21 protein-coding genes are annotated in these 24,854 nt (G+C 37.0%); 13 read left to right on the top strand and 8 right to left on the bottom strand.

From position 1 onward, the window contains the following. Window positions 1-153 precede the first annotated feature (153 nt). The 5 genes from OZX61_RS08185 to rpoD all read right to left on the bottom strand — a co-directional run bounded on the left by OZX61_RS08185 (window position 154) and on the right by rpoD (window position 4,903). Window positions 154-1,338 (bottom strand): iron-containing alcohol dehydrogenase, encoded by a 1,185-nt coding sequence (locus tag OZX61_RS08185; RefSeq protein ID WP_277094495.1) that lies wholly within the window; start codon window positions 1,336-1,338, stop codon window positions 154-156. A 4-nt stretch (window positions 1,339-1,342) separates the two neighbouring features. Beyond that, window positions 1,343-1,867, bottom strand: a complete 525-nt coding sequence (locus OZX61_RS08180; protein ID WP_195772224.1) for a hypothetical protein — start codon at window positions 1,865-1,867, stop codon at window positions 1,343-1,345. A gap of 9 nt (window positions 1,868-1,876) precedes the next feature. Continuing rightward, complete coding sequence (gene lipB, locus OZX61_RS08175; protein WP_277094494.1) at window positions 1,877-2,545, bottom strand: lipoyl(octanoyl) transferase LipB; 669 nt, start codon at window positions 2,543-2,545, stop codon at window positions 1,877-1,879. Between the two features lie 67 nt (window positions 2,546-2,612). Beyond that, on the bottom strand, window positions 2,613-2,900 hold the full coding sequence (locus OZX61_RS08170; RefSeq protein WP_195772222.1) for a DUF493 domain-containing protein: 288 nt from the start codon (window positions 2,898-2,900) through the stop codon (window positions 2,613-2,615). Between the two features lie 101 nt (window positions 2,901-3,001). Further along, window positions 3,002-4,903 (bottom strand): RNA polymerase sigma factor RpoD, encoded by a 1,902-nt coding sequence (gene rpoD, locus OZX61_RS08165; protein WP_196337639.1) that lies wholly within the window; start codon window positions 4,901-4,903, stop codon window positions 3,002-3,004. A 328-nt stretch (window positions 4,904-5,231) separates the two neighbouring features. On the opposite strand from rpoD, the gene OZX61_RS08160 reads away from it, so the two are divergent. From OZX61_RS08160 to OZX61_RS08145, 4 genes are all read left to right on the top strand, one after another. Beyond that, entirely contained in the window at window positions 5,232-5,435 is a 204-nt protein-coding gene (locus tag OZX61_RS08160; protein WP_195772220.1) for a hypothetical protein, read from the top strand. A gap of 69 nt (window positions 5,436-5,504) precedes the next feature. Further along, window positions 5,505-6,032, top strand: a complete 528-nt coding sequence (locus OZX61_RS08155) for a YecA family protein (protein WP_195772219.1) — start codon at window positions 5,505-5,507, stop codon at window positions 6,030-6,032. A 149-nt stretch (window positions 6,033-6,181) separates the two neighbouring features. Further along, entirely contained in the window at window positions 6,182-6,673 is a 492-nt protein-coding gene (locus OZX61_RS08150) for a BLUF domain-containing protein (protein ID WP_277094493.1), read from the top strand. Between the two features lie 170 nt (window positions 6,674-6,843). Continuing rightward, window positions 6,844-7,875, top strand: coding sequence for an omptin family outer membrane protease (locus OZX61_RS08145; protein ID WP_195772217.1), 1,032 nt, complete (start codon window positions 6,844-6,846; stop codon window positions 7,873-7,875). Here the strand turns inward: OZX61_RS08145 and OZX61_RS08140 are convergent. Beyond that, window positions 7,872-8,114 carry an alpha/beta hydrolase gene (locus OZX61_RS08140; protein WP_277094492.1) on the bottom strand — a complete coding sequence of 81 codons (243 nt, stop codon included), beginning with the start codon at window positions 8,112-8,114 and terminating at the stop codon, window positions 7,872-7,874. The two genes, OZX61_RS08145 and OZX61_RS08140, sit on opposite strands and share 4 nt — an antisense overlap. 9 nt (window positions 8,115-8,123) lie before the next feature. Then, window positions 8,124-8,477: an alpha/beta hydrolase gene (locus OZX61_RS08135; RefSeq protein ID WP_277094491.1), complete on the bottom strand. Its 354-nt coding sequence runs from the start codon at window positions 8,475-8,477 to the stop codon at window positions 8,124-8,126. Window positions 8,478-8,635: 158 nt separating this feature from the next. Between OZX61_RS08135 and smc the strand changes: the two genes are divergently transcribed. The 4 genes from smc (at window position 8,636) to bfr (ending at window position 15,932) form a co-directional block, all read left to right on the top strand. After that, window positions 8,636-12,091, top strand: a complete 3,456-nt coding sequence (gene smc / locus OZX61_RS08130) for a chromosome segregation protein SMC (protein ID WP_277094490.1) — start codon at window positions 8,636-8,638, stop codon at window positions 12,089-12,091. A 1-nt stretch (window position 12,092) separates the two neighbouring features. Continuing rightward, on the top strand, window positions 12,093-13,133 hold the full coding sequence (locus OZX61_RS08125; RefSeq protein WP_277094489.1) for a cell division protein ZipA C-terminal FtsZ-binding domain-containing protein: 1,041 nt from the start codon (window positions 12,093-12,095) through the stop codon (window positions 13,131-13,133). 61 nt (window positions 13,134-13,194) lie between these two features. Beyond that, window positions 13,195-15,243, top strand: a complete 2,049-nt coding sequence (ligA, locus tag OZX61_RS08120; RefSeq protein ID WP_277095643.1) for an NAD-dependent DNA ligase LigA — start codon at window positions 13,195-13,197, stop codon at window positions 15,241-15,243. Window positions 15,244-15,467: 224 nt separating this feature from the next. Beyond that, window positions 15,468-15,932: a bacterioferritin gene (gene bfr / locus OZX61_RS08115; RefSeq protein WP_195772213.1), complete on the top strand. Its 465-nt coding sequence runs from the start codon at window positions 15,468-15,470 to the stop codon at window positions 15,930-15,932. A 52-nt stretch (window positions 15,933-15,984) separates the two neighbouring features. Here the strand turns inward: bfr and gltA are convergent, their stop codons facing one another. Further along, window positions 15,985-17,259 (bottom strand): citrate synthase, encoded by a 1,275-nt coding sequence (gltA, locus tag OZX61_RS08110; RefSeq protein ID WP_277094488.1) that lies wholly within the window; start codon window positions 17,257-17,259, stop codon window positions 15,985-15,987. 794 nt (window positions 17,260-18,053) lie between these two features. Here gltA and sdhC point away from each other — a divergent pair. From sdhC to OZX61_RS08085, 5 genes are all read left to right on the top strand, one after another. Continuing rightward, a complete protein-coding gene (gene sdhC / locus OZX61_RS08105; protein ID WP_195772211.1) occupies window positions 18,054-18,455 on the top strand; it encodes a succinate dehydrogenase, cytochrome b556 subunit in 402 nt (133 codons plus the stop codon). Continuing rightward, on the top strand, window positions 18,455-18,823 hold the full coding sequence (sdhD, locus tag OZX61_RS08100) for a succinate dehydrogenase, hydrophobic membrane anchor protein (protein ID WP_195772210.1): 369 nt from the start codon (window positions 18,455-18,457) through the stop codon (window positions 18,821-18,823). Before sdhC ends, sdhD begins: the two co-directional genes overlap by 1 nt. A 16-nt stretch (window positions 18,824-18,839) precedes the next feature. Next, window positions 18,840-20,735, top strand: a complete 1,896-nt coding sequence (locus OZX61_RS08095) for an FAD-dependent oxidoreductase (protein WP_277094487.1) — start codon at window positions 18,840-18,842, stop codon at window positions 20,733-20,735. 13 nt (window positions 20,736-20,748) lie between these two features. After that, window positions 20,749-21,462, top strand: coding sequence for a succinate dehydrogenase iron-sulfur subunit (locus OZX61_RS08090; RefSeq protein WP_277094486.1), 714 nt, complete (start codon window positions 20,749-20,751; stop codon window positions 21,460-21,462). A gap of 553 nt (window positions 21,463-22,015) precedes the next feature. Next, complete coding sequence (locus tag OZX61_RS08085; protein ID WP_277094485.1) at window positions 22,016-24,838, top strand: 2-oxoglutarate dehydrogenase E1 component; 2,823 nt, start codon at window positions 22,016-22,018, stop codon at window positions 24,836-24,838. Window positions 24,839-24,854 lie beyond the last annotated feature (16 nt).

The following is a 24,854-nucleotide window of genomic DNA, read 5'->3' as shown; positions in this document are numbered from 1 at the left end:
CAATTCTATAGTAAGATTCTTAATTTTGTAAGGAAAAATAGTTTTTTTAACAAGATTTGTTTTTTCTTACACTGCACTTTCTTATTTATATAATAAAAAAAGCTCAAAATACAAACGCTTTCGAGCTTTTTTAAATACTATTTATTTTTCCTATTACCATGCTTTCTGTAATATGTTTTTTAAATCGGTTAGAGTAACTTCTTTAGGGTTATAAATAATTGAACCATCATCAAGTGCTTTCTCTGCAATTTCATCAAGTTGCTCAAGTGAGACCTTATGAGTTTCTCTTAAGGTTCTTGGTAGTTGAACTTGCTCAAACAAACGATCTCGCATTGCTAGAATCATATTAATAACATGCTCTGCACGATGTTCTTCAGGTGTGTTTGCATATATTTCTGCACCTGCTAATGGGAGGAGAAGATCTGCGACTTTATTGGCATTCATAGAAAAATTATATTCTAAAACGTAAGGTAGAAATAAATTCATACAAATGCCATGTGGTAAATGTGCAACTGCACCAAGTGCATGACCTAAAGAGTGAACAAGACCAACCATTGAGTTTGAGAATGCAATGCCTGCCATTGTGGACGCTTGTGATAATTCAAGGCGTGCTTGCTCATTTTTAGGATTTGCTAAAACAACGAATAAATTTTCTGAAATCTTTTTTATGGCAGCCGTTGCATATGCGTCACTTAGCGGATTAGCAGCCATACAGGTATATGCTTCAATGGCATGTGTAAGTGCGTCCATGCCTGTCATAGCAGTAATATGATTAGGTAGGGTTAAGGTCATTCTAGAATCTAGAATTGCTGCATTTGGCATTAAATAATTTGATGCAAAGGCTAACTTCACATTATTCTTTTGATCTGCGACTACTGCAACCATCGTAGCTTCTGAACCTGTACCTGAAGTTGTTGGAATAACAAAGAAAGGTTTTAAAGGTTTAGGTAGATTATGGGCACCTGAATATTTTAAAAGATCGTCTCCACCTTCGGATACTAAAATATTAGTGGTCTTAGCAGTATCTATTACTGAACCACCACCAATTGCTAAAATTGCATCACATTCATGGTCTCTATATGCTTTTGCAGCAGTTTGTACCGTTTCTAAACTTGAATCTGCAGGAACATCATCGAAAATATAACCGATTTGCTGTTCAGCAGCTAAGAAAATATCTTCTATAGGAGAAAGTAAGCCATTATTTTTTATTCCTTTATCTGTAATAATCATTGGTTTTTTTGAACCCAACGCATTTAGTTCAAAAGGAATATTTTCTAATGCGGCATGACCAGCAATAATTTTGACTGGGCAGAAGAACTCGTAATATGGCTTGCTCATAGAATTAACTCCGTTTTAGAAAAGATTGTGCAATTTTGATATAGATACGACTAGCATGATTTATCTTTTCTTTAAGTTTTAATTGCTCTGGATAGTTTTTTACAGCCAAGGTTGCAATAGGTTTAGGCAAAATTAACGCTTCCATTTTATTTAGGCAGCGTACGAGACGAATGGCATAAGATAAATCTCCATCTGCAACCATTCGATCGTTTGCAAATGCACGTGCAGTACTTTCTTGGAAAGAAAATACGAGGTATGCATGGTAAATATGTTTAAAGATAATACTAAGATGAGGCTTGGTGGTGTCATCTATTAATTGAAGTTGTTTATTATCTAATACTTTAATTTTAAATGATGGGCCATGAGGGAATACTTTCATTGCAAAAATAAATCCAGTAGGAAATCCTTGAATTTCTTTTTGAATTTCGTGGTCTATTTGGCTTGCTGTAACCAATCCTCTCCCAATGACTTCCATCATTAACTTGACATACATATGCTGTATGTTGGGTTTGATTTGACTTATTTGCATGCGATATCCCTATTCATGGCTAATGTGAATATTTTGAAAGTATACCTTATTCGATAAGTAAGAAATAATATCTTGGTAGAGGATGTCTATTGATGGCGGTGAAGAAGATACTAGATTATGAACACGAGTCATTTCTAAACCAGCATAGCCACATGGATTAATTGTTAAAAAACGTTCAAGTTGACAATCGATATTGAGTGCAAATCCATGATAACTACGACCTTTACGTATTTTAAATCCTAAAGAGCCAATTTTTTTTTCGTCGACATAAACACCAGGTGCATCTGGTTTGGCATAAGCTTTAATCTGATAGGCTGAGAGTAGCTCAATCATCATATTTTCAGCAAAACTTACTAATGTTCTTACATTCCAAGATAAACGATTTAAATCTAGCAAAAAGTAGGCAACGAGTTGACCTGGGCCATGCCAAGTAACTTGTCCTCCACGGTCTGTTTGTACAATGGGAACGTCACTTTTAACAAGAATATGTTCGGCTTTGCCTGCCTGACCTTGAGTTAATACTTCTTGATGCTGCAATAGCCATATTTCATCAGGTGTTATTTCATCTCTCTCATTCGTGAAGTTCTTCATCGATTCAAACATGTGTTTGTAATCTTTTGGTTCATTAAAGCAACGAATTTTCAGGAGAGGTGAGGTAGCAATGTTAGACTCACACATGTGATATAACCTTGGTTTGATCTTCAAATAAAAAGAAACCAGTCACTGATGTACTGGTTACTTTATTTTATAATGCGGTTTTAATCAGCGGACAAGCAGCGAGATCTGCATACAGCGCATGGACTTGCTCGAGTTCATCAAAACGTAAATTAGCTGTAATTGAATGATACTTTCCAGTACGTGAAGGTTGTACAGTAAGCGTTTCCTTTTTGAAATCTGGGAAATGCTTGAGTAAAATATCAACAACAGCATGATGTAGGTCATCACCAGCTTCACCAATGAGTTTAATTGGATAATCCATAGGGAAAACCCAAAGATCTTCACGTAATTCTCTTGATGGGGTACGGTCTAACATATGCGCCTCTTTATGTAGAAACGTCTGCAAATACGCAGACGTTTTTTATATCAGATATATCCTTATATAAGGATATATCTTATTTTTTCAACCTAAAGGACTTAGTCATTTTCTAAGAATGAGCGTAAGTGTTCAGAGCGAGAAGGGTGACGTAGTTTGCGTAAAGCTTTTGCTTCAATTTGACGAATACGCTCACGAGTAACGTCAAATTGTTTACCTACTTCTTCAAGTGTATGATCTGTTGGCATATCAATACCAAAGCGCATTTTTAATACACGTGCTTCACGTTCTGTTAAGTTTTCAAGAACATCACGTGTTGCTTCTTTTAAACCTTCAGAAGTTGCAGCATCTACAGGAGATGTAATATTTGCATCTTCAATAAAATCACCTAGGTGCGAATCTTCATCATCACCAATTGGCGTTTCCATTGAAATTGGTTCTTTTGCAATTTTTAAAACTTTACGAACACGAACTTCATCCATTTCTAAACGTTCACCAAGTTCTTCTGGAGTTGGTTCTCGTCCCATTTCTTGTAATAACTGACGTGATACACGATTAATTTTATTAATCGTTTCGATCATATGTACAGGAATACGGATAGTTCTCGCTTGGTCTGCAATTGAACGTGTAATTGCTTGGCGAATCCACCATGTTGCATAAGTTGAGAATTTATAACCACGGCGATATTCAAACTTATCTACAGCTTTCATCAGACCAATGTTACCTTCTTGAATAAGATCCAAGAATTGTAGGCCTCGGTTTGTATATTTCTTTGCAATAGAAATTACAAGACGTAAGTTTGCTTCCACCATTTCTTTTTTCGCACGATGAGCTTTTGCTTCGCCAACGGTCATGCGTTTAGAAATATCTTTAATTTCTGCTACAGATAGACCGAGGTCTTTTTCTGTGTCTGCAATCTTTTGTTGAAATGCAATAATATCTGGACGTACTTTTTCTAAATAAGCGCGCATTTCAGTTGGCGTTACTTGAATTTGCTCATCTAACCATGCCAAATTAGATTCTTGCCCTGGGAAAGTTTTTCTAAATTGGTTACGATCCATACGACCACGACGTAATGCATAGCGCATAATTTCGCGTTCAGATTGGCGGATTTGTTCGTGTGTACCACGAATCATTTCAGAAATGATTTCAAATAGACGAGGAGTAAACTTAAACATCATAAAGACAGTTGCTAAGTTTTGTAGAGACTCATTCGCTTCTTTTGATTCACGGCCATATTTTGCCACAACTTCTTTTGTTGAAGTCCATGCTTGTTGCAACTCTGAAAAGCGAACACGTGCAATTTCAGGATCTGGTCCAGAATCACCTTCTGAATCATCTGACTCCGAATCTGACTCTTCGTCATCTTCATCATCTTCGTCTAATTTGTTGTCTTTTTTAGATTTATTTGAAGTACTAGTCGATTCTTCATCATCATCTAAATGTGTTTCATCTTCTAATACTTCAGGAATTTCTTCATCTGATTCAGGATCTAAATAACCTGAAAGAATGTCTGCTAAACGACGTTCACCGTTGTTGTAATCTTCATATTCTTTAAGTACGACTTCGACAGCATTTGGCCAGTAAGCAATAGCATGTAATACGTCACGAATACCTTCTTCGATGCGTTTTGCAATACTAATTTCACCTTCTCGAGTAAGAAGCTCTACCGTACCCATCTCACGCATATACATACGCACTGGATCAGTGGTTCGACCAGGTTCACTTTCTACCGATGCTAAAACAGCCGCAGCTTCTTCTTCTGCAACTTCATCACCAGCATCTGCGGACTCACCAAACACAGTGTCATCAGTTTCAGGAGCACGTTCATGAACAGGAATACCAACATCTTGAAGCATTTGAATAATGTCTTCTATTTGTTCGCTTTCGGTAATCGAGTCTGGGAGATGATCGTTAACCTCAGCGTAAGTTAAGTAACCTTGTTCTTTGCCTCGGCTAATCAGAGCCGCTACTTGAGAAGTAGGGGAATTCATATCGCTCATCTTATGCTTACTCTTTAGTTGAATCTGTGGCAGTGAAAAACCGTGCATTATAGCACAATTTACCAATATTTTTTTAAGAAATGATATTTGCTATTTGACATTATATCAAATCTAGTGGGTTATTGTTTTTTATATCGGGGCATATCTATTTTTTTCAAGGTTATGCCTTGTCATGATCGTCATTAGGATTAAATGATATTGGTAAATTCTACTATAAAAAAAGCAGTTTTAATGGGAATATCAGTATATAGCGACTTTCTTCTTGACAAAGTGCTAGAAGAGAGATAAATAGCGGATTGAAAGGTATTGTTTACTGAGGTGTAGTTGAGTGTCTTCTACAGATTTTGAATTAGATGAAAGTTATGATGATGATAATGGTTTCGATGAGTCATCAAGTAAAATCACTGCAAAAGAATCATTAGAGAAGCGTCGTCTAATTGATGATTTACTTGCACAACGTCGTCTTGAAAAAGAGTTAAAAGAATTTGATTTTGACTTTGACGATGATGATTTTGATGATGAAGACGAGTAAACCTTTTTACCGTTGTCATAAATCAATGTTATTCTCTTGGGAAGTTTAAACAGGGTGATGGAAGAAAATATGAGTGCTTTAGATTTAGATCTCTTGGCTGAATATTTAGATGGTGACCAAAATGAACATGGTCTAGATTTTGCTGCAACTCATGGTTTTCTTAGCGCAATTGCGGTAGGACCTGTGTTCAAGCCATGGTTGGAAGAATTATTTGATCATAAGCAAAAGGCTGTGCCTCAAAATATTATTGAACAAATTAAACTGTGGTTAGATGATCTTAGACAAGACCTTTCAAATGAGGAAGGTATTGTTTTCCCATTTGAGGTTGAAGAAGCTGATGTTGACTCAAGTTTAGGTGACTGGTCAGTTGGTTTTGTCGATGCGATGTTCTTAAATGAAGAAGCTTGGTTTGCTCCTGAGTTTGAAGAGCAGTTAATTGATCTGACTCTACCAATGATGGTATTTAGTGGTATTGACGAAGAAGATGCCCAAATGGAATCCTTTCGTAGAAATGGTCAGTTAATGGATGAGATTGCTGAAGAAATTCCAAATAATTTGAATGAGTTATATTTAATGTATCATACGCCAAATGCATAAATATTAAAAAATGCCTCTAATTTAAGAGGCATTTTTTTGTTAAATACTTCAAAAAATAAATTGTTAATAACTATTGTTTTCGGTATATTAAGTGTAATCCCGAGCGGTTAATACCTAAATTCTACATAAAAGTTTAACAGGGGTAACTTGTGTTAATACAATTATGCTATGCAAGCACGCGTAAAGATCATCAAGAACTCTTACAAGATCTAAGTGATATTTTAACTGTATCTATTCGCTTTAACCGCCTACATAATGTTTATGGTGTTTTGTATTATGCACACAATTCTTTTTTCCAGTGTTTAGAAGGGGAGAAAGAAACCGTCGAAAAAATTTTTGAAAGTATTAAAAAAGACCAAAGACATCAAAATGTGACCGTACTTAGCAAAAAAGAAGTCGATCAAGTGGCTTTCTCTGATTGGTCTATGAAGTATGTTCAAAGTAATAGAGGTGTAGATCTCTTTTTTAAAGCAAAAAACTATGAATATTTTCAACCAACGAAGTTAAATGATATTCAAGTCGGAGAATTTATCCAGCATCTGTTAGAGGCTGAAGAAGTGACTTTAAGCAAAGTAAGTGCAGATGCTGAGTCATTTAATAATAATAAAGGTTATAAGCGCGGTTATATTAGCTATATTTAAATATATACTTTAAAAAAATCAGGTTAAAATTTATCCTGATTTTTTTGTGCTTGAAATATGTTTATTCTGTTTGTTTTTTGTTAATATATTTGTATATTAATTGTCAAAGCTGAATCGCAGATATGTCTTTTAAGTTAAAGCCTTTGCATTCGTTATTTTTGTTTTTTGGGGTGTTTTCAGTACAATCAGCATATGCAGTTTCATGGGATGCTTTGGAACCTGTAGAAGTTGAAAGCGAATCTGAAATACAAACTCAACCTATACAAGAAGAACAGTCGCAAGTTGTTATACAACAAGAACAGCAAGTATCACAAAAAGAGAAAAGCTCTACTGGGCCGATGTATTTCAGCCTAACACCGTCTATCCTTACAGGTGGTGAAGCGAAAGAGTATGTCTTTAATGGTAATACTAGAGATATGATCAGTTTACTAAACTGGGAAATAAAAAATGCACCAACGATTAAAGCAGATTTTACTTGGGAGTTAAGATCTTGGCTGACTATGAATATTAATGGTTGGACTACGCTTTCTTCTAATACAGTTACAATGAATGACTATGACTGGAAAGATCCTCAAGCAAGATCTTTAAATACAGATTGGTCACATCATCCAAATACATCATTAAATTCTGCAAACAAAGTTGATATTAATTTTACTTCTTGGTTTGTACAGAAACCGAATTATAAAGTAGGTATATTGGCAGGTTACGAGCAAAGTCGCTTTAGTTGGACAGCAAAAGGTGGTGAATATCATTATGGTGTAACGGACTCTTCTGGAAACTACATACAAGGAACAGCAATGCTGTTCGAAGGAAAGTTTGCTGATGATAGGGTTTTAATCGGTTATCAACAAAAATTTAAAGCACCTTATATTGGATTAGTTGGTCGTTATACCAATAATAAATATGAGTTTAATGCGATTGCGAAAATGAGCCAGTGGGTACGGGCACGTGATCAAGACGAGCATTATGCAAGAAATATCACCTTTTATGAAAAAGGTGAAATGTCAGATTATTATTCTGTGACACTGAATGGAGGTTACTATATTTCTCCTAAAGTAAAACTATTTGGTGAAGCGACTTGGAATGATTATAAGTTTGCACCTGCAACCACCACCATTAAAGGCAATAGCAGCTATAAAGGAAATGCAGGAATTTCTTCTAAGTATTATAACTTAGGCATTGGTGCACAATACCAATTTTAAAATAAGTCAAAGTGTTCATCGATGTAGCCTTTAATTTCTTCGCTATGTAATGAGGCGAAATGATGGCTAGTTGAAGGAATAACTTTGAGTTCCGCCTGAGGTAAATAGGATTTGAGCTTAAGCGCAATTGCGAGTGGGCTAATCGGATCTTCATCTGCCCAAATAAGAAGAACTGGTATTTTTATTGATATCAGTTCTTTTTCATAATTGGCTTGAGTTTCTATAAACCAGTCTGGCATCTGAGCATTTTATTTCTGAATGTCCGCTCTCCAATCGTCTATATCAAACTCATCTAGACTTATACCGCCTGACGTAGCAACGAGTACTAGGCCTTTCATGAAGCTCTTGGCTTCTAAAGCTGCTCGTATAGCGAATAACCCTCCCATCGATTGAGCAACTACAATACTCGGACACTGAATTTGTAAGAGCACATGATCGCTGAGTTGTTCAAAAGACTGAATATGTGGTACAGGCGGTTCGTTATAAAATCCAGGGTAGGAAATAATTTTACAGGTGTGAGGCGTATTTAAGTACTTTGTAAGGAGGGGTTGCCAAAAATGGGTATTTCCTGAAGCGCCTGGAAGAAAATAAAAATGAGACATATAGTGAATTAATTGTGACTTTTGCCTTAACTTTAAGCGAAGAAGTTCAAAAAAGCACTTTATTTATATGTGTTTTTCAAGAAGAATAGCACCCTGAGTGCGTGCTATGAATAATTTATAGCAAGGCAAAGACATGGTTTTTAGAAAATTGGTATCGTATGCGTTTAAGCAGTTTAAAGCTTTCTGGATTTAAGTCATTTGCAGATCAGACTACACTAAAATTTAAGGCAAATCGTAGCGCGATTGTGGGACCAAATGGTTGTGGAAAGTCAAATGTGATTGATGCTGTACGTTGGGTAATGGGGGAGTCTAGTGCTCGTCAATTACGCGGTGGGAGCATGCAAGATGTCATTTTTACAGGAACAGCAAAGCGTAAGCCCGTAGGTGTTGCAAGTGTTGAATTACGTTTCGACAATACATATGGAAAACTGGGTGGTGAATATAATGCATATACGGAGCTAGCTGTACGTCGGCAGGTAACGCGCGAAGGAAAGTCTGAATATTTTTTAAATGGAACACGCTGCCGCCGTAGAGATATTACAGATATTTTTCTAGGGACGGGTTTAGGTCCTCGCTCTTATGCAGTGATTGAACAAGGTATGATTAACCGGTTGATTGATGCAAAACCTGACGATATGCGTGTCTTTATTGAGGAAGCTGCTGGAATCTCTCGTTATCAATCTCGTCGTAAGGAAACCTTACAACATTTAGAACAAACCACACAAAATTTGTCGCGTTTAGAAGATATTGAGAGTGAATTAAAAGCACAGCTTAAAACCTTAAAGCGTCAATCTGAAAGTGCTATACGGTATCAACAGTTAGAAAAAGAAATACTTACAATAAAAGTAGAAATATTGTCTTTTCAATATGAAAAAAGTACGAAGTTACAGCAAGAATATAGTCTACAAATGGATGAACTTGGGGAGCGTTTTAAGCAAATACGTTCTGAGTTAAGTACCGTTGAACATAACTTAAATGATGTTGGACAAATATTCCAGCAATTGGTAAGAAATGCTTCACCTTTACAGCAAGAATGGCAAATTGCTGATAATAAAAAACAGTCTATACATATGTTGTTGCAGCAAAAAACTCAACTATTAGATCAAAATCAACAACAACTCTCGCTGTTAACACAACAAAAAGATGATCTAAAACAGAAAGTAAAACTAATTGATATTCAACTTGATGATTTATATACCCAAAAAGAGGATTTACAACAAAAGGTAATTGAAGCTGAAAATGAATTGGCGCAAAAAAGAGCTTCTGTAGAGCATGTCAATATTGCTTATAAGGAAAAGAGAAAAATATCAGAAACATTGTATCAATCTTTTGAGAAGCAAAAACAAAAAAATGAAACACTTAAGTCTCAACTTGAGCAGTTAATAAAGAATATTCAAAGAGGACAACAACAAAAAGAGATTTTGTTAGCTCAGTCTGACAAATTAAAGAAAGAAAATGATGATGGAGTATTACAAGATTTACAGCAAGAGTATCAAGATTTGTTGGCAAGTATTGAACTTACTGAAAAAATCTTAACAGATGATCAATATAAACTGAAACAGTTTGAGCAAAAATACGATGAAGCGAAAATTAATTATGATCATACTTATTCGCAAATAAGTGCTTTATGTCAAGAGAAACAGAATTTAGAAAAATTACAAGTTAAAAAAACATCTTCTCAAAGTAAGGGTAAGAATCAACAGTTAATGCATGTTCTGCAACTAACTGCCCAAGCGAAGCCATATGCAAATCTTATTGAAAAATTCTTAGCTCAATGGTTGATGGCTGATATCTTAGTAGATGGCCATGAATTGTGTACAGATGTTGCTAGGCAACTTATTCCAAATGAAAGAGAAGTGGTTTCCGATCTAGTTTTAAATTTACCTACATTATCTTCATGGATTAAAGTACCAGTGTTATCCCTATATCGAGATGTGGGATTAATAGATACGCTAAAAAATGGATTACAATTACAGCATCAATTACAACAAGGTCAATCTATACTGACACTTGATGGTTATTGGATTGGCTCAGATTGGATCGTAGCGTTGTTTTATGATGATGGTAGTAAAATAGAGGGTGTTTTAAGTCATCAGGTTCGTCTAGAGGAAATCACAATTGCGCTAGAACAACTTGAAAAAACGCATCAAACCCACGAGTTGTTACTCAGTGAATTCAAAGACCAATGTATACAACAAAAACATATTATCGAAGCACAGCAAGTCCAATTAAAACAACAACATCATCAAGCACAAGACGCTAATATTGCTATAATTAAGACACAAAGTCAGAAGCAAGCCTATATTTCACACTGTCAACAATTAGAATCGCAACTGAAACAACTAGATTTTCAGCTTGAAGAAGATGAAATGCAAAAAGATGATATAGATATTGATTTGCATGCTGTACAAATAAAATTAGACGATTTGCAATCTGAATACAATCAGGCACAAAATCTCTTTTTAACATCAGAAAATGATGCAGAAACTTTAATTAGTCAGATCAAATTATTGGAAGATAAGCATCGTGAGGTGAACAATCAGTTCAATCGTTGCCAACAAGACATTAGCCTATTAGAAAAAGATGATTCTTTTTTTAAATTACAATTACAGCAATTGCAAACACAAATTGTGCATCTAGATACACTGATAGCACCTTTAGAGGAAGAAATTCCTGTGTTACAGCAACAATATGAAGCTCAAACAATTATTGTAGAGCAGCTACAAAAACAACTAAGCACATGGCAAAATGAATTAAATTCAATTCAAGAAAAACAGCAAGCTCTTACAGAAAAAAGACATCAACTTGAAGTGGATGATCAGCAGATTCGTGACTTATTAGAAGAAAAACGCTTAGCTTGGCATACGGTGAAATCTGATTTAGATCATTATCATGAGCAACGAAAAGATTTAAATGTAGATTATCTGAAAAATATACATATTGATGTCTCAGCACATCAGGAAAAGCTAACAAAATTACAAGCGCAATTTTCTAAATTAGGTGCTGTAAATTTGGTGGCTTCTGCTGAGTATGAAGATGTAAAACAACGCCATGAAGCACTAGTACATCAAATGTCAGATTTGGAAAATACGACACAACAATTACATGCAGCGATGAAAAGCATCGATCAAGAAACAAAAAAGCTTTTTATGCAAACATTTGATAAGATCAATGCCGAATTAAAAGTTTTGTTTCCAAAAGTATTTAGTGGTGGAGAAGCAAGTTTAAGTTTAGAAGACGATTGGCAGTCTGGTGTTAAATTGATGGCAAGACCTCCAGGTAAGCGTAATAGTTCATTGGCGCTTTTGTCTGGTGGTGAAAAAGCTTTAACAGCATTATCACTGGTTTTTGCAATTTTTAGATTAAACCCAGCACCATTTTGTGTACTAGATGAAGTTGATGCACCATTAGATGATGCAAATGTCGCCAGATTTTGCAATCTGGTGAAAGAACTTTCAGAACAAGTACAATTTATTTACATTACCCATAATAAACTAGCAATGACGATGGCGACAGATCTGCTTGGTGTTACAATGCCTGAGCCAGGAACATCAAAACTAGTTACTGTGAATTTAGAAGAAGCGAAAGAATACGGCTTAGTTGCGGAGTCTTGACATGGAAACAACTACAATTATTGGTATTGTCATTGCAGTAGGTATTATTATCTTTGCATTGTATATACTGTTAAGAAAACCAAAAGAATTTGTACCGTCACTCGATGCTGAGCTACATATTAATCCGGAAACAAATCAACCTGTTTTACCACGATTTGTTCGACAGCAATTGAATATGATTGAGTTTGGTCAAAAAACTAAAAAGAGTATTGATAAGCAAGCTGTACCTGAAACTCAAGAAAATAAAGAAAATTCGGCTGAGAAAGAATCTGAAGTAGCGATAGAATCTCAAGAAGCCAAAACGATTGATGATGTGTCTAAAGTATCTGAAGAAAAGATTCAAACTGAGAAAGTTGAAAAAATATCTTTAGCTGAGCCGGAAGTAGCAAAGGTTGTACCTGAAAAAAAAGAACAAGCAGCAATGACTCAAGCTCAAGCAGTTCAGGTTGTAGAAGATAAACCTAAGAAAGAACCCGTATATCATTTAAATAAGGATATAGAAAAAGCTGAAATTAAAGAGTTTGATGAAGAAAGCTCTATTTTGGATATGCATTTAAATGAGCAACAGCGATATGATGATGAATGCTCATTGGCAAATGCACAGCATATTATTAGCTTAAATGTTTATCCTGGGCCACGCTGTATTTTGTCTGGTGATAAAACACTAAAAATATTACTTAAATATGGATTACGTTTTGGGGAGTTATCTTGTTTTCATCGCTATAAAAATATAGATGATACAAAAGATGATCAATCACAAGCACCTTTAATGTTTTCCGTACTAAAAATTTCTGATGAAGGCCCAGTTGGCTTTGACTTAGAAACACTTTCTACAGAACAAGTGCACGGTTTAGCCTTCTTTTTAGCATTGCCAAATACATATGCACAAGAAGGCTTCGATACCATGGCTAGTACTGCAGGGCTTATTGCAAGGGAAATTGATGGCAAAGTATTTGACGAAAATAACGATGAGTTATCTGTCCAATTGAAAGAGTATTGGCGTCGTCAGGTCATTGATTTTAAACCAACAGCATCGGCCTGATCAATTTTAAAAATAAAAGGCGGATTGTTCCGCCTTTTTTACGGTGGTTTTTATGGTGAATATAGATAAAACACAAATTGTGAGTCGTATGCGACAACTCATTCAATTGTTAGCGAAACATAATCATGCGTATTATGTGATGGATGAACCAACAATTTCTGATCATGAATATGATCAGCTATTTCACCAGTTGAAAGATTTAGAGACAGCATATCCTGCCTATATACAGCACGATACACCCACGCAACGTGTAGGTGGAGAAGCATTAAGTAAGTTTAATACAGTTGTTCATGCAGTACCTATGCTGTCGTTAGGAAATGTATTTAATCAAGAAGATCTATTTGCATTTGCTCGCCGTGTTGAAGAAAGATTACCAAACCAGCATGTGAACTATGACGTTGAGCTAAAGTTAGATGGTTTGGCAATTTCCTTATGGTATGAGCATGGAGTCTTCGTAAAAGGAGTAACACGTGGGGATGGTGAAACTGGAGAAGAAATCACACAAAATGTGAAAACTATTCGTAATTTACCGAAGATACTTCATACAGGCAATGTTGAGTTACCAAGTTTATTAGAGGTACGTGGTGAAGTACTCATGCCCAAGTCTGGATTTGAAAAGTTAAATAAAACCAATGAAGAAAAGGGTGAAAAAACATTTGCTAATCCACGTAATGCAGCAGCAGGAAGCTTAAGACAACTTGATCCAAACATTGCTGCATCTAGACCTCTTGCTTTTTATGCCTATGGAATTGCGCAGTGTGAACCTGCAAATACTTTAGAAACAATGCATGAGAGTTTACAGTGGCTTACAGAATTAGGTTTTGAAATTGCAGAGCGTCAGTTCCTTTGTAAATCTATTCAAGAGGTTCAGGAAAAATATGAACAAATACAAGAGGAGCGCGATCATTTAGCTGTCGAAATTGATGGTATGGTTATTAAGGTAGATAGCCTAAAACAACAAAAACAGTTGGGTTTTCTGAGCCGAGAACCACGTTGGGCAACCGCCTATAAATTTCCTGCTGTGGCTGCAATCACTAAAGTGGAAGGTATTGATTGGCAAGTTGGCAGAACAGGAGCTTTAACGCCTGTTGCACGTTTAACCCCTGTACTTGTCGGTGGTGTAACTGTATCTAATGTAACCTTACATAATATTGGAGAAGTACACCGTTTAGATGTACGCATTGGCGATACGATTAGTGTATATCGGACTGGAGATGTGATTCCAAAGGTTGAAAAAGTTTGGCACGATCTACGAGTAGAAGATCTGCAAGAAACGATGCTTCCTGAAAGCTGTCCTGTTTGTGCATCTCCTGTGGTTATGCCTGAAGGAGAAGCCCTTGCACGCTGTTCAGGTGGGTTATATTGTGCAGCACAACGCATAGAAGCAATACGCCATTTTGTCTCTAGAAAAGCGATGGATATAGAGGGGCTTGGTGATCGCTGGGTTGAGTCTCTTTTACATTTAGAGTTATTAAAAGATGTTTCTGATATTTATCATTTGAATAAACATAAAGAGACACTTCTAAATATAGAAAAAATGGGTGAAAAATCTGTACAGAATCTCTTTAATGCAATTGAAGTTAGTAAAAAAACCACACTGGCACGTTTTATTTATGCCTTAGGAATTCGAGGGGTAGGTGAAACAACAGCACGTATGTTAGCGACCACATTTAAAACGTTGGAAGCTTTGCGTAAAGCAGATACTGAATCCCTGAAAAAAACACCAGATGTTGGAGAAATTACAGCAGAATGGATTGCTGATTTTTTTCAGGCTGAACATAATATTGAAGTGATAGATAAACTTTTAGAAAGTGGTATACATTGGGACGCGCCAAGTGCTTCTACATCACAGCCTTTAAACGGTGAAAGTTGGGTGCTGACTGGAACACTTTCAGAACTAAATCGAGATCAAGCAACACAAATGTTACAAGCGTTAGGCGCACGTGTAAGCGGAAGTGTTTCAAGTAAAACAAAATGTCTGGTTGCTGGTGAAAAAGCGGGTTCTAAACTTGATAAGGCGCAAAAGTTAGGTATTCAAGTTTTATCTGAATCTGAATTTCTTATACTTATGAAAGATTATGGACAAACACCCAATGAGGCTGATGAATAAGATTCATTCTTTTTAGTTACAAAAAAGATCATATTGTAAATATGGTCTTTTTAAAATTTAGCTGATGTTAAACATCTATTTTTTAATAGGAAATTATTTTTATAATTGTAAATGCGTATGCTTCTCATTTTAATTATATAAAAATCAGTAACTTATGCTTATATTTGTTTTGCAACTAGATTGAAAAAAAAGCATAATGTCTTTATTGAATTAGGAGAACTCAGATGCGTGGCAATCCAGAAGTTATAGATTACCTTAATATGCTAATTGGCGGCGAATTGGCAGCTAGAGACCAATATCTTATTCATTCTCGTATGTATGAAGATTGGGGTCTAGGTAAAATCTATGAGCGTATTAATCACGAGATGGAAGAAGAAGCATCACACGCAGATGATATTATTCGCCGTGTGCTCTTCCTTGGTGGTACGCCTGATATGGGCCGTGATGACATTGATGTTGGTACAGATGTGATCTCTTGCTTAAAAGCTGACTTAGCATTGGAGTATCATGTTCGTGAAAAATTGGTTCAAGGAATCAAACTTTGTGAAGAACATAAAGATTATGTAAGTAGAGATATGTTGCGTCGTCAGCTATCTGATACAGAAGAAGATCATACTTACTGGTTAGAAAAACAAATCCGTCTTGTTGAATTAATCGGTGAACAAAATTACATCCAATCACAAATGTAATTTTTATTTGAATAAAAAAGCTGCCAATAAGGCAGCTTTTTTTTCACTATAATTAGCGTTGAATATCTCGTTGTGTTTCGCCAGTATAGAGTTGACGTGGACGACCAATTTTATGAGCTGTCGATTGCATTTCTAACCAGTGTGTAATCCACCCAATAGTACGTGCAAGCGCAAAAATAACAGTAAACATAGAGGTAGGAATACCAATTGCTTTTAAGATAATTCCTGAATAAAAGTCTACATTTGGATATAAATTGCGTTTGATAAAGTATTCATCTGAAAGAGCAATTCGTTCAAGTTCCATAGCAAGTTCAAGTTGCGGATCATTAATACCTAATGCACCCAGTACTTCATCACAAGTTTCTTTCATGACTTTAGCACGAGGGTCGAAGTTTTTATAAACACGGTGGCCAAAGCCCATCAGTTTAACTTCTTTGGTTTTAACTTTCTCCATGAACGGTGCAACGTTTTCAACTGAACCAATTTCATCAAGCATTTTTAAAACAGCTTCGTTTGCACCACCATGTGCAGGCCCCCAAAGTGCTGCAATTCCTGCTGAAATACATGCGTAAGGGTTAGCACCAGTAGAACCTGCTAAACGTACTGTAGAAGTAGACGCATTTTGCTCATGGTCTGCATGTAATGTAAAGATACGATCCATAGCTTTTGCAAGAATTGGATTTACCTTATAGTCACGATCGGCAGGTGTTGCAAACATCATATGCAAAAAGTTTTCTGCATAATCTAAGTCATTTCTAGGATAAATAAATGGTTGCCCTACAGTATACTTGTAGCTCCATGCTGCAAGCGTAGGTACTTTTGCAATTAGGCGAATAGCTGTAATTTCACGATGGTTTACATCATCTAAGTCGAGATTGTTGTGATAAAACGCAGAAAGCGCGCCAACAACACCTACCATAATTGCCATAGGGTGTGCATCGCGACGGAAACCATTAAAGAAACGGCTGACTTGATCGTGTACCATAGTATGGTTACGAACCTGACTATCAAATTCTTTTTTCTGTTCAGGTGTCGGTAATTCGCCATTTAATAATAAATAGCATGTTTCTAAATAGTCTGTTTTTGTTGCCAGTTGATCAATTGGGTAGCCACGATGCAGTAAAATTCCTGCATTGCCATCAATATAAGTAATTTTTGATTCGCAAGATGCTGTTGCCATGAAGCCAGGATCAAAAGTGAAGTGTCCTGACGCAAGGACATCCTTAACATCAATAACGTCTGGGCCTAATGTACCACTGTAAATGGGTAACTCTATTTCTTGTCCATTAAGTTTGAGTGTGGCTTTCTTAGTATTTGCTTCAGACATTCATAGATCTCCTGTCCTGGTGAATGTAATCCGATATGTTTAGTCGCTTTATCTGGCATAAGCTGGATAAAGCAGCCTCTTGTCACTGCCTGTGTTTGCACTCTGCATGGGAGTTTTTAATGAATTTCCCTTTTTATCTTGTATGCAAAATGAACATATCACGTCCTTATAGTTCTCAATGTACAGCAAGATAGGGGAGAAAATATAGTAATTTATTTTTTATAAGTGAGAAAATACAGAGTAAAACTGACCAAATTATGTATTTTTTTTAGACAGTAGAGGTCTGAACCTATATAAAAATAAAGGTTTGGAACACAGAAATATTTAGTAAAACATTTTTGTAACGCTGGTATTTTTTGTCAAAAAAAAGATTAAAAAAAGATCGCTTATTTTCATAAAAACATCATATTTATGAGATAAGCTTAAATAAAACAAGCATTAATTCTTCTGAAACGCAAAAAAACAATTTTGAATCAAAAAAAAATAAAGATAAAAAAAGTCACTAAAAATATGCAATATATCAATATATGAGAAAATATAAGTATTTAAAAATAAAAATAGATGATTGATTTTGGACGATTTAAATACGGTTTAGGGACACATTTGGTTTTTATAAATGATTATTATTTAACTAAAATTGAGTCATTTTAGGGCAAGAACCTTGTTTGAAATTTGTCAATAGGCGTTCTATAATTCTCGGACATAGAAAAGAATTTAGGCATGATGCCTAAATAATATGCTAGCTTTCCTTTGAATTAATCTAACAAACTCCAGAGGGAGTTTTTACTTACAGGATGCCCGCTGTGAAAAGCAACAGACCTGTCAATTTGTCCATGGGACAGGTGTTAGCGGTTAATTTACGCTCTCCCGTGGCTATTGCATCAATCCTACACCGTTTGTCTGGTGTAATCGTATTCTTGTTGGTTCCAGTACTTTTATGGATATTGGATAAGTCATTGTCTTCTCCTGAAGGCTTTACTTATGTGAAAGAACAAATTTTTGGAAGTTTCTTCGTACGCCTTATTGTTTGGGCTTTTGTTGCAGGATTAATTTACCATTTCATTATGGGAATTAAACACTTGCTTGCAGATCTCGGATTTAATGAGGAACTACAGAGTGGTCGAGTGGCAGCTACAGTTTCATTGGGCTTGTCTGCGATTGGGATAATCGCAGCGTTTATATGGATCGTAATCTAATGAAAAGTGCTACAGGTTTAACAGGCTCCGGCTCACGTGATTGGTTTATTCAACGTGTGAGTGCTATCGTTTTAGCAGCATATACTGTAATTGTTTTTGGATGGATTTTGTGTCATAGCGGTTTTAGCTATGAGCAATGGTCTGGTTTTATGATGACGCTTCCAATGAAGATTTTCTCATTGCTTGCGATTCTTTCTTTAGTTGCTCATGGATGGATTGGTATGTGGCAGGTCTTTACGGACTATGTTACGACACGTCACATGGGGCCATCTGCATCGGGTTTGCGCTTGGTTCTGACGACAGCAGTAATTATTGCTGTATTCGTTTATGCAATCTGGGGTATCCAGATTTTTTGGGCAAACCGATAGATAGGAAGACATCATCATGGGCGCAATTACTCCCAAAGAAAATTATTCAAATATTCAAAATTTAACATTTGATGCTGTCATCGTAGGTGGTGGTGGTTCAGGTATGAGAGCTGCGTATCAACTTGCTCAAGCAGGTTTAAAAGTTGCTGTTCTTACCAAAGTGTTTCCAACACGTTCACATACAGTGGCTGCTCAAGGTGGTATTGGTGCATCGCTTGGGAACATGCAAGAAGATAATTGGCACTATCACTTCTATGACACAGTAAAAGGTTCAGATTGGTTAGGTGACCAAGATGCAATTGAATTTATGTGTCGTGAAGCACCTAAAGTAGTTTATGAACTTGAACACATGGGTATGCCTTTCGACCGTAACAATGATGGTACGATTTATCAGCGTCCATTTGGCGGTCATTCTGCAAACTATGGTGAAAAAGCCGTACCACGTGCATGTGCGGCAGCTGACCGTACAGGCCATGCGCTTTTACATACGCTATATCAAAGCAATGTAAAAATGGGTACACAGTTCTTTGTAGAGTGGATTGCCCTTGACCTTATTCGTAACGAAGAGGGTGATGTACTTGGTGTAACTGCATATGATCAAGAAACTGGTGACATTGCAGTATTCCAAGCTAAGGCAACATTATTTGCAACAGGTGGTGCAGGCCGTGTGTATCGTGCATCAACCAATGCCTATATCAACACTGGTGATGGCTTAGGTATGGCTGCACGTGCTGGTATTCCGTTGCAAGATATGGAGTTTTGGCAGTTCCATCCAACAGGCGTTGCTGGCGCAGGCGTACTTCTGACTGAAGGTTGTCGTGGTGAAGGTGCAATCTTAAGAAATAAAGATGGCGAACCATTTATGGAACGTTATGCACCAACATTAAAAGACCTTGCACCGCGTGATTTTGTATCTCGCTCTATGGATCAAGAAATTAAAGAAGGTCGCGGGTGTGGGCCAAAAGGTGATTATATCTTGTTAGATATGACACATTTGGGTGCAGATACGATTATGAAGCGCTTACCATCAGTTTTTGAAATTGGTAAAAAGTTCGCAAACGTAGATATTACAAAAGAACCAATTCCTGTTGTGCCTACTATTCATTATCAAATGGGTGGTATTCCGACCAATATTCATGGTCAAGTTGTTGTTCCAGTAGGTGAAAAAGATACATCTTTAGAAGCAGGTTATGATGTTGCTGAAGATAAGTACGAAAGCAATAGTCAGCGCAACTTTACTCAACCTGTAAAAGGCTTGTATGCGATTGGTGAATGCTCATGTGTATCTGTTCATGGTGCAAATCGTTTGGGTACAAACTCTCTACTTGACCTCGTAGTATTTGGAAAAGCAGCAGGCGAGCATATTATTGATTATGTGACTAAGCATCATGGCGATGATTATGCACCACTGCCAACAAATGTTCTTGAACAGACGTTAGCGCGTGTAAATAAACTAGATAACTCCGTATCTGGTGAAAATGCCCAAGATGTTGCAGATGCGATACGTGATATTGTACAAGACCATGCAGGTGTATTCCGTACTCAAGCGTTACTAGACAAGGGTGTGAAAGAGATTCTTGCACTTGAGCCACGTGTGCGTAATATTCATTTAAAAGATAAATCTAAAGTATTTAATACTGCACGTATTGAAGCACTAGAAGTAGAAAATCTGTATGAAGTTGCGAAAGCAACCCTTATTTCGGCAGCAGCACGAAAAGAGTGTCGCGGTGCACATACAGTTGTAGACTATGAATTACCTGCTGATCATCCAACATATTCTTACGGTCGCCGTGATGATGAATGGATGAAACATACACTTTGGTATGCTGCAGATAACCATTTAGAGTACAAGCCAGTGCGGTATAGCCCGTTAACTGTTGATCCTATTCAACCGAAGCCACGTACATTCTAATTGGGAGATAGAAATGAGTAGTAGAGGAACACGTACTTTCGAAATCTACCGCTATGATCCTGATAAGGATAAAGCGCCATACATGCAGACATTTAAGTTAGAGCTGACTGAGAAGCATCGTATGTTATTAGATGCATTGTTGGCACTGAAAATTCAAGATGAAACGTTAACGTTTAGACGTTCTTGTCGTGAAGGTATTTGTGGTTCGGATGGTGTCAATATTAATGGTAAAAATGGTTTGGCTTGTTTGCAAAATCTAAATGATTTACCAGAGAAAATAGTCATTCGTCCACTGCCAGGTCTACCTGTAATTAAAGACCTTGTTGTAGATATGAATCAGTTCTATGATCAATATGACAAGATTCAACCTTTCTTAATTAATAATCAGCCTGCACCGCCAAAAGAGCGCTTACAGACACCAGAAGAGCGTGATCATTTAAATGGTCTGTATGAATGTATCTTATGTGCATGTTGTTCGACATCTTGTCCTTCATTTTGGTGGAACCCAGATAAATTCCTCGGCCCATCTGCATTGTTAAATGCATATCGTTTTATTATCGATTCTCGTGATACAGCAACAGCAGATCGTCTTTCACGTTTAGATGATCCGTTTAGCTTATTCCGTTGTAAAGGTATTATGAATTGTGTATCTGTTTGCCCTAAAGGTTTAAACCCAACCAAGGCAATTGGTCACATTCGTAATATGCTTTTAGATCAAGCAGGGTAACGAGTTGTAAATAAGAGCGCACTTGGGTGCGCTTTTATTTTATTTATGTAAATGAAAGCCTGTAATGCGTTTGTTTTTCTTGAAAAAAATGTGTACTAAGCTCAACATTAGAAATAGTGATAAACATACACCTTTTATTCATGAAATCCTGATGACAAAAGGCATAAAAAGCGAAAATACCTGTGATAGAATTTCTAGGCAAGAACATTGAAAAAAGCCAGCTTAGCCATGCTAGATAGTATGAAAAAACAGTAAAGTGTACACAAGGATTGAGTCGCTTTAGAAAAGCTAAATAGTGGTTTATTTTTTCTAAGTCGATTAGTAAAAATTGCACAGTGTAAAACTGGGTATATAAATGAGTGATGTTGAGTGAGATTGATGTCTCATTATAAGTGTTAGGTGAGTATTTGATCTAATACGAGGCCTATATTCAACAAATATTATTCTAGTCGGGCATAATGTTAATCGTATTTTTAACTATTGACATGATCGATCATGGGTTGCTTCACGAGTAGCCTGTAAATGTTTTTGCAACAAGGAAATGGGTCCAAAAATGCAAGAAGTTGCTGACGCACTGCGTCTCGATACTGAACTTTCAGCTGATAGTGCAGCATATATTGAACAACTATATGAGCAGTACTTAACTTCTCCATCTACAGTCAGTGAAGACTGGCGTAAATATTTCGATAAATACCCTAAGGGCGATCAACCACACGGATCTGTGCGTGAACAATTTCTATTACTCGGTCGTAATTCAAATCGTGGACAACCAATTGTACAAAGTACAGTAAGTACAGAGCATGAACGCCGCCAAGTGGGTGTATTACAACTCATCGCAGCGTATCGTAACCGTGGTCATCAAAAAGCACATCTTGATCCTTTAGGTATTGCAGATCGTGAAGAAGTACCAGATTTAGAGTTAGGCGCACATGGTTTAACTAAATCTGATTTAGATACGATCTTTAATACAGGTAATTTAGCGATTGGCAAAAGTGAAGCAACGCTAGGCGAAATGGTAGATGCAATGGAAGCAACCTACTGTCAGTCTATTGGTGCTGAATACATGCACATCGTAAATACTGTAGAGAAGCGTTGGATTCAACAGCGTCTAGAAGGTGCACGTGGTCAATTTAATTTCTCAGCAGGTCAAAAAAAGCACGTCTTGGAACGTCTAACTGCTGCTGAAGGTTTAGAAAAATATTTAGGCAATAAATACGTTGGTGCAAAACGCTTTGGTGTGGAAGGTGGTGAATCTTTTATTCCTATGGTAAATGAATTGATCCAACGTGCAGGTGCAGTCGGCTGTAAAGAAGTCGTTATTGGGATGCCTCACCGTGGTCGTTTAAATTTACTTGTTAATATTATGGGTAAAAACCCAGCAGATCTTTTCGGTGAGTTTGAAGGAAAGTCGCTGACTAAAAAAGGTTCTGGTGATGTGAAGTATCACCAAGGTTTTTCTTCAAATGTGGTCACACCTGGTGGTGAGGTGCATTTGGCACTTGCATTTAACCCGTCGCATTTAGAGATTGTTGGCCCTGTTGTAGAAGGTTCGGTAAGAGCACGCCAAGTTCGTCGTAAAGATATTGGTGGTGATGATGTTCTACCAATTATTGTACATGGCGATGCTGCATTTGCTGGTCAGGGTGTGAATATGGAAACCTTCCAAATGTCACAAACTCGTGGCTATACGGTAGGTGGTACAGTTCATATTGTGGTGAACAACCAAGTTGGTTTCACAACATCAAATCCTAAAGATGCGCGTTCAACTGAATACTGCACAGATATTGCAAAAATGGTTCAGTCACCAATTTTCCATGTAAATGGTGATGATCCTGAAGCTGTTGTATTTATTTCTCAGCTTGCACATGATTTCCGTCATACATTCCGTAAAGATGTTGTGATCGATTTATTCTGTTATCGTCGTCGTGGTCACAATGAAGCTGATGAGCCTTCTGCAACTCAGCCGATGATGTATAAAGTGATTAGCAAGAAGCCAACTACACGTACACTATATGCAGATAAATTGGTACAAGAACAAGTTTTAGACCGTGGTGAAGCTGACAAAATGATTGAGCATTACCGCTCAGACTTGGAAGCAGGTAAGCACGTTGCAAATGCCTTGGTGCTTGAACCAAACAAGAAAATGTTTGTCGACTGGAAGCCGTATCTTGGTCTAGATTATACCGATAATTGGGATACTTCATTCGATATTGAGCGTTTGAAAGAGCTTGGTCGTAGAATGCATACATTACCTGAAGGTTTTGAAATGCAACGTCAGGTATCTAAAGTGATTGACGAACGCTTGAAAATGCAAACAGGTGAAACGCCATTAAATTGGGGAGCTGCTGAAACCTTAGCATATGCCACAATTTTAGATGATGGTTATTTAGTTCGTATTAGTGGTGAAGATGTTGGACGTGGGACATTTTCACATCGTCATGCAAAACTTCACAATCAAAAAGATGGTTCAGAATATCTACCACTTTGTCACATTAAACAAAATCAGCCACGTTTTGCACTTTGGGATTCATTACTTTCTGAAGAAGCTGTGCTTGCATTTGAATATGGTTATGCAACAACACAACCACATGCCTTGGTCGTTTGGGAAGCACAATTTGGTGACTTTGCAAACTGTGCACAGGTCGTCATTGACCAGTTTATCGCATCTGGTGAAACGAAGTGGGAGCGTGTATGTGGTTTAGCAATGCTTTTACCGCATGGATTCGAAGGTCAGGGACCTGAACATTCGTCTGCACGTTTAGAGCGTTTCTTACAATTGTGTGCTGAAGACAATATGCAAGTGGTAACACCAACTACACCAGCACAAATTTTCCATCTTTTACGTCGCCAAGTTGTTCGTCCGTTACGTAAACCACTTATTGTAATGTCACCTAAGTCGTTATTACGCCATAAGTTGGCTGTTTCAAGTTTAGAAGAACTTGCACATGGTCAATTCCAAACAGTTATTGATGATGTAGACCCATTAAATAAAGCGAATGTAAATCGCGTCGTACTGTGTGGTGGTAAGGTTTACTACGATATTTTAGAAAAACGCCGTGAAGTCAATCTGGAAAATGTTGCAGTTGTACGTGTAGAACAATTGTATCCATATCCAGCACAACGTTTAGCTGAAGTACTTGACGCTTATCCGAATGTAAAAGATGTGGTGTGGTGTCAAGAAGAACCACAAAACCAAGGTGCTTGGCACTTTATTGCACCACGTCTATTTGACGGATTTATGAGTGCAGGAAAACAAATTAAAGTTCATTTCGCAGGACGCGAAGCTTCGGCAGCGCCTGCGTGTGGTTCACCGTATTTGCATGCAAAACAACAAGCTCAGCTTATTTCTGACGCGTTGGCGATTGAAGCTGAATAATCAGGAGAAATGATAG

Origin of the sequence: Acinetobacter sp. ESL0695 (genome assembly GCF_029392135.1) — a bacterium.
Classification (GTDB): domain Bacteria; phylum Pseudomonadota; class Gammaproteobacteria; order Pseudomonadales; family Moraxellaceae; genus Acinetobacter; species Acinetobacter pollinis.
Note: the sequence above shows the minus strand (reverse complement) of the source record. Positions and strands in the feature narration are given on the sequence as shown.

Coding starts and splice junctions, on each gene's coding strand:
- OZX61_RS08185 (WP_277094495.1), bottom strand. CDS start 1,338: ATGAGCAAGCCATATTACGAGTTCTTCTGCCCAGTCAAAATTATTGCT.
- OZX61_RS08180 (WP_195772224.1), bottom strand. CDS start 1,867: ATGCAAATAAGTCAAATCAAACCCAACATACAGCATATGTATGTCAAG.
- lipB (WP_277094494.1), bottom strand. CDS start 2,545: ATGTGTGAGTCTAACATTGCTACCTCACCTCTCCTGAAAATTCGTTGC.
- OZX61_RS08170 (WP_195772222.1), bottom strand. CDS start 2,900: ATGTTAGACCGTACCCCATCAAGAGAATTACGTGAAGATCTTTGGGTT.
- rpoD (WP_196337639.1), bottom strand. CDS start 4,903: ATGAGCGATATGAATTCCCCTACTTCTCAAGTAGCGGCTCTGATTAGC.
- OZX61_RS08155 (WP_195772219.1), top strand. CDS start 5,505: ATGAGTGCTTTAGATTTAGATCTCTTGGCTGAATATTTAGATGGTGAC.
- OZX61_RS08140 (WP_277094492.1), bottom strand. CDS start 8,114: ATGCCAGACTGGTTTATAGAAACTCAAGCCAATTATGAAAAAGAACTG.
- OZX61_RS08135 (WP_277094491.1), bottom strand. CDS start 8,477: ATGTCTCATTTTTATTTTCTTCCAGGCGCTTCAGGAAATACCCATTTT.
- smc (WP_277094490.1), top strand. CDS start 8,636: ATGCGTTTAAGCAGTTTAAAGCTTTCTGGATTTAAGTCATTTGCAGAT.
- OZX61_RS08125 (WP_277094489.1), top strand. CDS start 12,093: ATGGAAACAACTACAATTATTGGTATTGTCATTGCAGTAGGTATTATT.
- bfr (WP_195772213.1), top strand. CDS start 15,468: ATGCGTGGCAATCCAGAAGTTATAGATTACCTTAATATGCTAATTGGC.
- gltA (WP_277094488.1), bottom strand. CDS start 17,259: ATGTCTGAAGCAAATACTAAGAAAGCCACACTCAAACTTAATGGACAA.
- sdhC (WP_195772211.1), top strand. CDS start 18,054: ATGCCCGCTGTGAAAAGCAACAGACCTGTCAATTTGTCCATGGGACAG.
- sdhD (WP_195772210.1), top strand. CDS start 18,455: ATGAAAAGTGCTACAGGTTTAACAGGCTCCGGCTCACGTGATTGGTTT.
- OZX61_RS08095 (WP_277094487.1), top strand. CDS start 18,840: ATGGGCGCAATTACTCCCAAAGAAAATTATTCAAATATTCAAAATTTA.
- OZX61_RS08090 (WP_277094486.1), top strand. CDS start 20,749: ATGAGTAGTAGAGGAACACGTACTTTCGAAATCTACCGCTATGATCCT.
- OZX61_RS08085 (WP_277094485.1), top strand. CDS start 22,016: ATGCAAGAAGTTGCTGACGCACTGCGTCTCGATACTGAACTTTCAGCT.